The sequence below is a fragment of the Alicyclobacillus fructus genome (genome assembly GCF_017329605.1).
Taxonomy (GTDB): Bacteria; Bacillota; Bacilli; order Alicyclobacillales; family Alicyclobacillaceae; genus Alicyclobacillus; species Alicyclobacillus fructus.
Map to the genome: position 1 here is coordinate 1 of NZ_JAFMTY010000036.1, position 12308 is coordinate 12308.

General features: G+C 51.3%; 11 protein-coding genes and 1 pseudogene. 4 read left to right on the forward strand and 8 right to left on the reverse strand.

Going from position 1 to position 12308, the window contains the following annotated elements; translation table 11 throughout:
• Positions 1 to 226: 226 nt before the first annotated feature.
• Positions 227 to 1426, forward strand: coding sequence for a transposase (locus J3481_RS13525; protein ID WP_206832682.1), 1200 nt, complete (start codon positions 227 to 229; stop codon positions 1424 to 1426).
• 244 nt (positions 1427 to 1670) lie between these two features.
• Entirely contained in the window at positions 1671 to 2588 is a 918-nt protein-coding gene (locus J3481_RS13530) for an IS1595 family transposase (protein WP_206832681.1), read from the forward strand.
• Between the two features lie 202 nt (positions 2589 to 2790).
• Here J3481_RS13530 and J3481_RS13535 read toward each other — a convergent pair whose 3' ends face one another.
• The 6 genes from J3481_RS13535 to J3481_RS13560 all read right to left on the reverse strand — a co-directional run bounded on the left by J3481_RS13535 (position 2791) and on the right by J3481_RS13560 (position 9500).
• A complete protein-coding gene (locus tag J3481_RS13535) occupies positions 2791 to 2988 on the reverse strand; it encodes a DUF5808 domain-containing protein (RefSeq protein ID WP_206832680.1) in 198 nt (65 codons plus the stop codon).
• Between the two features lie 138 nt (positions 2989 to 3126).
• Positions 3127 to 3933: an ABC transporter permease subunit gene (locus J3481_RS13540; RefSeq protein ID WP_206832679.1), complete on the reverse strand. Its 807-nt coding sequence runs from the start codon at positions 3931 to 3933 to the stop codon at positions 3127 to 3129.
• On the reverse strand, positions 3923 to 4825 hold the full coding sequence (locus J3481_RS13545; RefSeq protein WP_206832678.1) for an ABC transporter ATP-binding protein: 903 nt from the start codon (positions 4823 to 4825) through the stop codon (positions 3923 to 3925). Before J3481_RS13545 ends, J3481_RS13540 begins: the two co-directional genes overlap by 11 nt.
• 1153 nt (positions 4826 to 5978) lie before the next feature.
• Positions 5979 to 7061 (reverse strand): radical SAM protein, encoded by a 1083-nt coding sequence (locus tag J3481_RS13550; protein ID WP_206832677.1) that lies wholly within the window; start codon positions 7059 to 7061, stop codon positions 5979 to 5981.
• Positions 7045 to 7665, reverse strand: coding sequence for a hypothetical protein (locus J3481_RS13555; protein ID WP_206832676.1), 621 nt, complete (start codon positions 7663 to 7665; stop codon positions 7045 to 7047). The genes J3481_RS13550 and J3481_RS13555 overlap by 17 nt, the downstream gene beginning before the upstream one ends.
• A 605-nt stretch (positions 7666 to 8270) precedes the next feature.
• Entirely contained in the window at positions 8271 to 9500 is a 1230-nt protein-coding gene (locus J3481_RS13560; protein WP_206832675.1) for a helix-turn-helix domain-containing protein, read from the reverse strand.
• Positions 9501 to 9716: 216 nt separating this feature from the next.
• Between J3481_RS13560 and J3481_RS13565 the strand changes: the two genes are divergently transcribed.
• Complete coding sequence (locus J3481_RS13565; RefSeq protein ID WP_206832674.1) at positions 9717 to 10010, forward strand: hypothetical protein; 294 nt, start codon at positions 9717 to 9719, stop codon at positions 10008 to 10010.
• 291 nt (positions 10011 to 10301) lie between these two features.
• On the opposite strand, the gene J3481_RS13570 is transcribed toward J3481_RS13565, so the two are convergent.
• Both J3481_RS13570 and J3481_RS13575 read right to left on the reverse strand, forming a co-directional pair.
• Complete coding sequence (locus J3481_RS13570; protein WP_206882510.1) at positions 10302 to 11486, reverse strand: LolA family protein; 1185 nt, start codon at positions 11484 to 11486, stop codon at positions 10302 to 10304.
• A 24-nt stretch (positions 11487 to 11510) separates the two neighbouring features.
• The gene (locus J3481_RS13575) at positions 11511 to 11723 is read right to left on the reverse strand and encodes a sigma factor-like helix-turn-helix DNA-binding protein (RefSeq protein WP_206832672.1); all 213 of its coding nucleotides are present in this window, start codon (positions 11721 to 11723) and stop codon (positions 11511 to 11513) included.
• 182 nt (positions 11724 to 11905) lie between these two features.
• Between J3481_RS13575 and J3481_RS13580 the strand changes: the two are divergent.
• Positions 11906 to 12211: pseudogene (locus J3481_RS13580) on the forward strand (transposase); the annotation flags it as partial.
• Between the last annotated feature and the right edge of the window lie 97 nt (positions 12212 to 12308).

Genomic DNA, 12308 nt, shown 5'->3' on the forward strand with positions numbered 1-12308 from the left:
CCCCAGAGTTCGTGCCAAACTCCAGGGTACAGGAAAGAGGTGCCGGGGTGGTCAACTTTTTGGTTGTCAATGTACCCCCACGTGGTCAACTTTTACGTTGAGCCTTTTGCAGAATCAAGAGCCCTTGTGCGGCAAGGGTTTTTCGAGCACAAAGAAGGACTTCACCCCAACTTGAGAGAAAGAAAATGGTATCCACCAAACCATTTCTACGGGGGCGAAGTCCAACGTGTACATTCGACAAACATGGCTCTTTTCCTTTGACGAATGGATGGAAATTGACCCTTCGGAGCGGCGTGAACGTTTTTTCTCCGCGCTCGATCTGGGTCCGTATGCCGCGAAGTTGAGAAGTTTGACACCCCAAGGGGCAAAGCCCATCTCTCGAGAAGCGATTTTGCGCGCATTTCTCGCGGCCCCCCTTGAAGGGATTTCGACCTTTACGCAGCTTCACCGACGTCTGGAGAGTGATTTGCGCTTCCGTTACCAGTGCGGTTTCTCCCTTCACGAACCTGTTCCGTCCGTCTCCACCCTAAGCCGCGTCTTTCAGGCCATCGTCGACAAAGGGATTGCGGAGACACTATTTGCCGAGTTGGTTCGTCAATGCCGTGACGAAGGGCTCATCGAGGGCGAACACGTCGCCATCGACAGCACGGCGATCCATGCGTATGAGCGGAAACACCCACGCTCAGGTGTCCAGCCCTCCAATCGGGCCAACTGGGGCGCGAAGTTCGATGCCTTTGGCAACAAGCTGGCGTGGTTTGGCTACAAGGTTCATTTGGCGGTCGATGCCAAGAGTGAACTTCCCATGGCGCTCACGGTGACGCCAGCGAACGTCTACGATGGAGAGATGGCCATTCCCTTGATGGAGGAGCTCCATCGCCAAGATTGGCGGATTCGCTTCGTGTTGATGGATGCGGGATACGACCAGACGAAAAACTATGAAGCCGCTCGAGCATTGGGCGCTCAGGCTATCATTCCGATGAATCGCCGGAATGAGAAAGAGCCGCCGGAAGGGATGGATTTCGACGGCACGCCCCGCTGCACGATGGGGTACCGAATGACGTATTGGGGCGTCCATAACACCTGGCTCAAGTTTCGCTGTCCCCATGCGACAGGACATGTCGATTGCCCGCTTGGCATGGCTGCCTGTTCTGCGTCGAACTATGGCATGGTCGTGAAGAAGCACATCGATGAGGACGTCCGTCGATACGCGAATCCACATCGCGGCTCTCGGACATGGAAGATGCTTTATGATGAACGGACCGCTGTAGAGCGCTGTTTTGCACGGCTGAAAGAGTGGATGACGCTGGACGGCGTGCATGTGCGGGGTATCGAGAAGGTCACAGCGCATGCGTACATCAACGCCAGTGTACTGTTGGCATCTGCTCTGGCGATGCACCGGACGAATCGTCTCGAGCAGGTGGCTTAACCTGATGCTTCGAACGAACACCACTGAAGGGGCGTGATCTATCCACACAGCAGAAAAGGATTTTTATGGAGTAAGTTATCTTTCACGAGAAGTGTGCGTGGTTTTCGCTCGCGATGGAATCAGTCATTCTGCAAAAGGCTCACGTTAGCAAACACAACTCGCAAGAACCAGTGGTCAAAGTGGGGCGCAGGTGGTAGAATTGGGTCAGAACATACGTTCTTCCGTTCTTCGCGAGGTGTTGAGGGTGAACCTTGCAGAGTTCATGGCCCGCTTTGCAGATGAAAAAGCCTGTGAAGAGCACCTCATTAAGCTGCGGTGGAAGGATGGTTTCGTGTGCCCGAAGTGCAGCCATACGTCAGCCACCTTGGTCCATGCAAAGCACCGCCGGGACGCAGACAAACGGGCACCGCTATTCGAGTGTACACGGTGTCATCGCCAAACATCAGTAACGGCGGGGACCATCTTCCATAAGACCAAGATTCCGCTCAACAAGTGGTTTTTGGCCGTGTACTTAGTGGCCAACGATAAAAGGGGCGTGGCTGCCACGACGTTGTCCAGGCACCTTGACGTATCGTATCCAACGGCCTGGCTGATGCTCAAGAAGATTCGCAAAGCCATGGCGGAGCGAAATGCCCGCTACAAGCTGGGTGGCCTGGTGCAAGTCGACGACTTCTACTTGGGTGGAGTAAGCCACGGCGACGGCAAGTCTGGCCGAGGTACGGACCAAGATACCGTCGTGATTGGGGTATCGATACAGCGAGGCGGTGCTCCAGCGCACTGTTTTATGGAACGGGTGGATGACATGAGTGCACAGACGGTATCAGACGTACTGTCGAGGCGGCTGGCACCGGGTGTGACTCTAGAGACAGATGGGTACCCGACATATGCTGCATGCGCCAAGGACTTGAACGTAACGCACATCGTCACGAAATCGAGCGACGATGACGCTCACGAGGTGTTCCGGTGGATCGACACGCTCACCAGCAACCTGAAGAAGTTTATCGATGGCACGTACCACGGAAGAGTAGTATACAAGCAGGCGTATTTGGAGGAGTACGTCTTCCGGTTCAACCGCCGCACCGCTGGCTCCGGTCTGGTCAATCGGCTCCTAAACGCTTGTGCACTGGCCAAACCACTCTACGCCAACAGTACACCAGCGTAAGTGGGGGCTCGTCCCTACGAACTTGCGAGTCTTGATATGTATATTAGAAGATAAGTTTCCGTTGCGCAGCGCGGAATGTGGGCTTCGACTCTGTCGACATAGCTCAGCGGATTTTCTCAACTTTCGAGTCAAATCCTTCTTTGTGCTCGACTCGTGAGTCTGCCAGAAGCTTGTATTCGCATATACGGTATATCTTCAATTGTCATCGATGTTTTATGATTACAGCCGCGACGATAATCAAGATAAAGATAACACCGATCACCTTGCCAAGAGGGGTGGCAAAGTTGATCGTCACACCAAACCCTACTGTTCTCCGAACGAAAGTTCTAGGGTTATCCGGATCGTAGTAAATGATCCAATTCCACCATCGACGATGATTCTTCCGGTTCTTGTCGTCCATTCAGCATCCTCCTGGTTTCCATTTGCGATAAGGGCGCACCCTTGCCAACCGTGGTGCAATCGTAACATCGATTCTCACCTAGATTAGCAGTAAGAGCAGTATTCCTTATATACTCACCAGGTCCATCATCACATATGATTATTTTTCGAGTATCATTTCTGCTCGAAACCATCGTCCACATAAGTAAGCAACCATAAACGAACCCAGGATACCTATTCCAATACCTATAAGCGCTAACTCAAGCAAATTCATTTCGGGATGGAGAGTCACAACGCCTAGAAAGACCAACGAGGGCATGATGGCAACAAGGCGTGCTAAGTTCCCGGAACCACCTGTTCTGATTTTTGCCGCTTTCGGAAATACAATTGAAATCAACAACGAGACGAGCGCAGAACATATGCCGAGGCCAAGTGGCAAAAGGAACACCAGAACCAAGTAGTTGGCATGAAATGGGAATGATAATCTTGACGCGGCCATGACCCCGAAGGCGATTCCATACGTACCAACGGCAACACAAGTACAGACCGTTATTGTCAGACCAACTGATGATAGCAAGATTGCTCCAAACACCTCAGACAAAGTGTATGGCGCGCTCAGCAGCAACTCCAACCCTCCTCGGGTCGCCTCATCTGCGAAGCTACCTTGAGCATTGGAAGCCGCCATGTTGGAGACCAGGACCGCGATGATATAGGGACCTAATCCAAAGAGGGAAGCCACCAGAAGGGTCGAGCGACCGCCAGTCAATCCAAAGGTCGCACTCGCGATTTTCTCAAGGGTCGGGAGTGTCTGTGGTGTTGTGACGCCCGGAGCATAAAGGACACTCAAGGTTATCAATAGAATGAGACCTAAAATGAGTAAAGGGGTAGTCCATAGTCGATACTTTTGTTCGGCGAAGTTTCGCCAGAGTAAACTCATTCCCAGGTGCCATGTGCGTTTAATATTCATATCCCTCTTTCTCCTTCTGCAAAAAGATTTGTTCCAAGTCGTCATCCAATCGCCGAACTTCTGAGACCTGCATACCGTGCGCGATGAGTGCTTCGACGATTCGACCGAGTTCCTCGTCACTCTGGCACTCGATGAACCAGCCCCGCTGATCCTGAATCGCCTCCACAGCAAATGACCTGAATACTTCCCGCGGATCTCTATTCACCTTTAGACAGAAACGTCGGATAGCTGATTGATTGTTTCGTAACTCATCTAAGGATCCGCGAGCGATGACACGGCCTTTCCTCAGGAAAGTAATATCATTGGCCAGTTCAGACGCTTCATGGAGATTATGGGTTGAATAAATAATGGCTCGTCCCTTTGAAATCCTGCGCAGCAGATCTCGGAGACTGCGCGCGGTCGTCGGGTCGAGGCCGGTAGTCGGCTCATCGAGAAAGAGGATTTTTGGATCATGTAACAAGGTTTGTGCTAAAGCAGCACGTTGGAATTGTCCACGGCTAAGACGGCTGATCTTTTCATGCAGGATGTCCGAGAGAGAAAGGGAGTGGATGAATTCTTCCAATCTAGTCTCGAACTGCTTTCTCGGCATCTTTTGCACTCGTGCCCAAAAGTGCAAATTCTCGAGAACCGTTAAATATGTTGACATTCCTGCACCGTGCGACAGATAGCCGACCTGACGTTTTATGGACGGCATTTGATATGGGTTTTCTCCTAAAACTTCAACTGACCCTTCAAAAGGCGGTAGAATACCAGACCCTACCCGAAATAATGTCGTCTTACCCGAACCATTGGAACCGAGGATCACGTGGAATCCTTCATGGTAAGTCAGATCAATGTTCTGTAACACCTTTTTCCTACCATAACCAGCACACACAGAACAAAACTTAAGCATGAAGGCCCTCCAAAAAGATTCATATATCCATCTTTAGGCCGTACTCAAAGCCGCGCGATCGATTAGCTAAATTCTAGCCAAAAGGAGGGGCTCACTCAGTTCAGCGCAGTGCCAAACCACATATACCGCGCCGCCACGTTAGCAAGCAAGCGAACCCGTCATTCAACGTGCCTGGGAAGTTCTTGATTACCTCTGCTCTCATGACGGCAACGCCGGAGCGCGCGGCAAGTACCCACAGGCCGCCCGACTGGCTACCAGGTTGCGCGGCGAAATCCCCGTACTATCCTATGCTTGAAACGAGGACAGCACCAGCGCGTTGGGAATCGACCTAGTTCAACGTGACGGGCGCTCCGCCTTAAGACGCCTTGCCTATGCGCGCTCGGTCGTGGCTGTGTTCACAGGAGATAGAGTCGGCGCCGGGCCGTACTCGGTCGCGGACAAGCTGTCGCTCTCGATGCACTTCGCGGCATCGTTGAGAAGTGGCCATACCCTGTCTAGTCTGCTTTTTCGGACAACGGTTCCGGACTCATCAATGGACATTTTAGGATGTTCGTCCGCGAGCATAGTCTTCAGTACACTCATAGCCGCCCCTACCAGAAGAACGACAATCCGCATGTCGAGCAGAAAAATCGCATTCTGTTGCGCGACGCCGTGGGCTACCATCGAGACAACGCCACGGTTGTTACCTGGCCGAACACCGTGTACCCATGGCTCGACGTCTCTGTGAAAACCACCTGCCTATCCGAAAACTCCTCCAGCAAATGCGCAAAGAGTGGCGTATGCGAAAGGAACACGACCAAGAAGCCACACCCCCGTAACGAATACTCAAATCCACAATTTTATAACTATGTTCTTTCGCCGCCTGGGAGTGTTGGATTCGCTCGCTCAATCTTCTGCAAAGGTTCAGCTGGAGACCCTAGTTGCACGGTGATCATGTAGCGACTCTCAATTACTCTAACCCCTCCGATGCGCCGAATACTACGACTCACGGAGTCGACGAAGACTATTTTATGTTTCCATTAAATATAAATAAAAAACACGAAGAGGGAAAGCAATCTGACTATCTACTATCGGCTGAATGTCTGCTCCTCTTGCAATTGTAGTCTACAAACCAATGGTCACACTCACACGATTGCCTTCCCTCCGGGACATTCTACGCTCCATGCTTAATTCTAGGGCTCTCTCGAAAGAACTTTTCTGTATATTTTCTCAATGCTAATTTTAAGTAAAAACGCCTCATGACATCATCTATCACTTCTTGATAGTTGTCCTTCAGTGTCTTGCGGATTTCAGGTCGTAAGTAGAGGGTAGCGCAAGCTTGACATGGATGTACCGTGTTGTCTACCCGAATACTTTGGTTGTGCTTCTGAGCAAACCTAATTATACGCTCCGGTCCGTCCACGTATATCCATATCTTGAGAAAATCTTCAAATTGATTAAAATACAACTCTTTAATGGGGTGTTTTCTCACATCCCCCAGTTTCATCTCGGGAATGTGTTCCATCGTTAAACCGCAGCAAGACGCCATTTGATGAGAAGGAGTCAAAACAAAATTCTCGAGAATGTTGTCACAACCTTGCACTTTGAAATTCTCATCAGGGTTCCGTATAAGACTTTTCTCGTGAACTAACTGACGGTCCTCGTGAAAAGGAATCCAAACGTTGCTGATGATGCTCAAATTGTCCCCCGCCGGATCAGACTCTTTGAAAGTTAGGAAATCAGGGTGATTCCTTGCATCTTCAGCCTTGAACTTTGAGTTCTTACTACCTTCTACCACGATCAGCGTCTTAATCCCTAGTCGTGCCGCTGTCATGGCTCCTGTTATAACTCGCTGAAATGGAACGTACTCCTGATGGTCATCGCCAGTACTGATATTCAACTCAGTCAATCCAGCTTCGACCAATGGTTTCAATCTTGCGAGTGCCGCTTGTTCATTCACAGCCCAGTAACCATTTGTCACGCACCTTACTGACAAACCAAAGCTACTTGCCAACGCAACCGCATCAATTAAATCTTGATGCAAGAGAAAACATTCCCCTCCACTAAAAACGACATACCTTAGCGTTTTAAATTGTGCAGCCTGTCGTATTACATCCAAAATCACCTCCCTAGGCAGCCGCTCGCGCAAATGTGGTCCACACTCAAAGCAACATTCCTTGCAAGCTGCCGTGCATTGATAAGTTGCGAGTACTGTGAGCGATTCTGGACCAAAATGTTCATCAAGCCGGGTTAACAACAGGCGCACCCCCTAACTGGCATGTTGCCTTGACCATCTTGGGTTTCATGTTAGCCCACACGTAGGCACACACTCGTTTACCAAAATCGTCTCCGCCCAATATGGTGGCAACAATAGCGCTACGTACCGCGTCGTTGTTACGTGCTATTTTGCTCGTGGCGATCATACCGATATCTGCGACAACCAACACAGTAAGAAATACTAATCCAGCTATCTCCACCACAGCATATACGTCGGCGTAAACGGTTGTCGTTAATGGTTCTGCTAAATTATATCTATCAGTCTTAGCTAACGCCTTGACAGTCTCTTCACCTAGATACCCTTCGGCAATGAGGGCATCAACAAATGCATTAACGTCTCCGTTTTGGGCTGCTGTAATAACACTATCCGAGGTAAGAACCTTTAACGTAAGAGTACTATCGTCCACCGATACCACTTTTCTCATTAATTTACTCCAAAGTGTCGGAGCAAATTCCTCTCCAAGCGCGTCCGCGACGTCGCGGTCATCAAACGTGTTGGGAAGCGAAAAACGTCGTGCTATCGACTTTCTAGGCTGAATACTTTCTGGAACTCCATATAACCTCTTCGATTGATGCTTCTTCATCTTCCATCAATCCCTTTCCTTTATTTCACATTATATGTGCTGAAATATCCAATCATCCATCCACTCAGACGCTACCCAGTGCCTGTTATTCAACTTGTCTGAACAACTCTTGATTACCTCAGCGCGAGACAGCTAGACCCATGCTTCTCTGGACAGTTCGACGTCTCACTTAAGATGGAGAACTTCATCTACGCCTAAAATCGAACAGGTATTAACCCAGATCCTCCGATGCTACCCAGCAATACGACCTTGGAATTTGAGAGACAACTCCCGGGTTGATCACAACTCTACTGCCCCAATGAGGCAGGCCGCTTCCATCTTCCCCTCCGGCTTTCAGACATTCGCCTCCCCTCTGTCAAAGGGAAAATCGAGAGTTGGTCTTTTGGCGACTTCATCATCTATCCGTTTCGCATACAGCTTAAGCAGGTTTGGCAAAAGAAATTGCATCCCCACCAATTGAAGCACAGTCAGAAGCACAGTCAGATGTTATTTATTAAAATGTTCAAAACAGGGGGAATCACACCATCGGCTGGTTTCAGAATAGTCAACCCCACCATGGCTGCAACAACTAAACATCCACACAACACGAACTTCTTCATGCCACCTCACCTCCCCTCAGTGAAGATCGGATTTGTTGCTACCTCTCTTGGGATCTGTTGAAGTTCGCGTAATACGTGATTGACCAACTGGCTTCCACAAGCCCGTAATGCTTCTACAGCTTGCAACCAGTACATCTCGGCTTGTCCCCATTTCCCGCGTTGCTTGTAGAGCTCACCCCCCAATATCAGGAGTTTGGCTCGAATGGGCGTCGGCAGAGGCAGCTGTAAAGCCTTGTGCAAACAAGTTTCTGCATCATCCCAGTTCTGTTCAGTTAAAGACCACTTGATTTTCTCTTCGAGCAATCGAGCTTTCCATTCATCGCTGGGCACTTCGTTGATGAGAATTGCGTATTCACGTAGGAATGCATCGGCATCACGTTGGATTCGCTTGAGCACCAATCTGTTGTGCCTAACTGCGTACAACAGGCGTTCATCCTGCCGAGAATCGGCTAGGTCATGAGCCCTGTCTAACAGCAGCGACACGTGCTCCGTCATTCCCGAACTCATCTCAGCGGTTGTCCACCCGATGATCGTCCACGCTTCAAGCTCCGCATTTCCCGTGCGTCGCGCGGACTCAGCAGCCGAGACATAATGTCGAATCGCCTGGTCGTGTTCTCCTAAAAGTTCATAGATGCTTGCCAAATTAATCTGTGTACGAATCCAACGCTCATCTGAAGGCCCGAGTAGATGCAGAATGAGCCTGAAAAACGTCTCCGACATCTTTAACTGACCCAACTGCCGAGTGCTCAAAGCCAGACCACGCAAAATGTCATAGGCTACGTCTCGGTTGTCGTGCAGTCGTGGGTCAATTACAAGAGGAAGCAAAATTTCGACGGCGCATTGGTAACGTTCCAAGTTCACCAAGGTGATGCCCCGGTGGGCGTTAATATGGAAATCCCATGTTGTGAAGTGATATGCCTCACACAAGTTGTGCGCTGACTCCCACATCTCCAGGGCGTCTTTCCATCGTTCTTGCCGTTCTGCCTGTTCTGCCTGATGGATGAGGGTCATCATCGCCTTTTGGACGACTTCATTGTTGGAACCGAAAAAAATATCCACGGTGACTTGTAAACGTTCCGCTAGATATGCAAGCGTCTCATAGGTCGGCGTCCTGCGACCACTTTCATACAAGCTGATCAACGCCCTTGAAATGCCGTTCCCCGCCAAATCCGCTTGAGTCAAGTTTCGCTCTTCGCGAAGTCGCCGAAGAATCTCCGGAAAGGATGCATCCAACACGTCCTCACACCCTCATCCTCTCCACTCTGTTCCGGAACTGGGATGCGGGAGTTCCTGCTGTTACCTTCTTTGTAACCCACGTCAGACCAAATTGGCAAGAAAAACATGAGCTACGCTGAGTAGCACATGTTACGGAGACGCAAAGCTACGTTGCGGGGAGAGAAAAATCCGCATATACTCTCATACAGAACGCATGTTCGCATAAGAGGTGTCCCTATGGACCGTCCTACCTCTATACTCCGCCAGCTTCTCATCCTCGAACTCATCCAAGCGCACATCGCACGCGAGTTTGCGTGCGTCAAGTCACAGATGCGCGCGGACGGCTTGCACATCGTCGAGCGTCAGGACGGAGACATGGACATCCGCATCAAGTTTCGCGTCGACGACCGCTACGACGAAGCGGTTTTCATGCGTAAGATGCTCGAGGCGGAAGCCGCGAATCGCGCCAAACGGACGGGGATGATCTCGAGATATGACCAAGCTCATCTACCCGACTTCGACACTTTGTAGTCATACAAAGTCCCACGCCCCCATGACCGACGCGGATTCGTGGTACTTGCGGACGACTCGTGTAGTCGTGACCGAGGTTCCGCGTCAGAGGGGGCCTGGCGGCTGCTGACGCGATCGTATCGCAATACCTCCTCATTTCATGCTCCCGTGGCGTTGAAGTTCGACATGAATTTCTTACGATTGGAGGAGACGTGATCGAACTCGAATGAGAGTGGACAAAAAGAGCGGCGCATGCCTGTCGATAAGTTTGACAAGCCTCGCCACGATGGGATCCCACATCCATCCGTTGGTCTACGTGCTTTGTCTAAGTGTCGAAGGCGGGTCGCACAGGGGCCTCACCGAACGCGCGAGGCTCACCAAACGGTCCATAGAGATACCAGCAGCCATGAGCTGATAGGGTCTTCCGTCCATTTCCCAATACAATCTTGAAAACACCACACGGGAAGTGATCAGTTCACCGCTTCTCGCTTCAGCGCCGAGTTCCGGGCACGCGTCGTGGAGGGCTGAAATCCCCCAATGACGACGCACATCGTCCGTTACCGCTCCTGCCTGCCACAACATGATGAAGGCTTCACCCCGCAACACCGCCTTGGAACGCGAGGGTGCTCCGTATCGAACCGCCCACTCTCGTCCACGATAATACTTAAAGATTTCTACGTGGTCACACAATCCGAGTTCCTTCACAATGGACCAGTCGAGTCCCATTAGCGGAAACGGGCATTGCCGCATTGCGTTGTTCAACTCAACACGAATTGGAAATCCTCCGAGAAGATCTCCTAACATCCACAGACGCAACTTCCTCCCATCCGCGGGTAAGGTAAACTCGCGCCTGACAATTGGCACATTCCATTCGATATCCTCCATCGCCTCGCGGAACAGACACCCGTGCCGATTCCAATACTCAATGCGCCTTGGCAGACCATCGTCCGGATGAATCCAGAAATGGACACTCTCAAGCGCCCCACGCTCGTGCTCGTCGGTGAGATCCCCATCGATCTCTATCCACAAGTGCCATAACCGTTGATCCTGTTCCGGCGGCATGACCACCAAGTCATCTCGGGTCAATAGCTCTTTCCACAGATGGTCCATCATGAGCGACGGGGTCGCTTTGTGCGGGAGTTGTGCCTCTTGAATCACACCCGTGCTTGCTTGCCACATCCGCATACGGCGTCCATGAATGACCGTGACCACACGCCCGGCATCCGGTGATTCTGTTTCGATCCGTAGCCAACTCGGTGCACGCCATGCATACTTCGCCTTTTGTCTTCTCACGATCTCCTGACCTGAAAGCCATTCTCTGATAAGCGTGAACCTCAGGCTCTTCATCGTGGCCCAGGATCTGGCCAACGTATCGCGCACTGTTGCATGATTCACCCACTGGTTCGAAGCCCGTGCGGTTAGGATCTCGTCCAACGAGCGGTTGATAAGCTCCCGGCCACTCGCATCTTCTCCGTCTTCCCTCAGTGCGGCTTGCAATTGTTGTCTTGCCCTGGACAAACGTCATTTAACAGTTCCAGGTGGAATTCTCAGGAATGACGCGACATCCCGGATAGGCCATTGGTAGATGCCCGCCAACACGAACACGTGTTTCAATTCCAACGGCAGGTTTTCCAACGCCCGTTCCAAATCCAGCTTCAGCACGGTACTCCGTTCTTGGTCCTTTTCCGAGGCCACTTCCTTGATCTCGCCGACCTGGTGCCTGTTTGCTCGCATTAACTCTCGGTACGCTTGCATCTTGACAGTTAAAGTCTCAAGTAGTGGTGTAAAATCCGTCAGTCCCAATTGACGAGAAAGCCACCGTGCGTGTCTACTAAAGTGTGGCGAACACCAAAAGTAGGAGGCACGCAACGATGGCTTCGCTCAATAGCTTCGCAGTTTTGGAATGGATTCGCAAGATGCAAGATGAGGATCGCATCGACGTGTTACGTGAGCTCATGCAACTGATCGCCCAATTCATCATCGATGCGGAGGCGACGGAGAAAATCGGCGCGGAGCGTTATGAACGCACAGAGAGCCGCGTCACGCAACGAAACGGTTCGCGCTCGCGGACGTGGGATACGCGCCTTGGAACCGTGGAGCTGAAGATCCCGAAGCTCCGCCAAGGTAGCTTCTTCCCCTCCTTGCTCGAGCCCAGGAGACGAGCGGAGCAAGCACTGGCGGCTGTCATCCAGGAAGCTTACGTGAAGGGCGTCAGCACCCGCGTAAACGTCAACCGAACTACACCTTGACTCATGTGTCAGGCGTGGGGCTGAGCATCCGCCCGGCTCCGCATGGGTGCTCAAGGACTCGTCCTTCCAT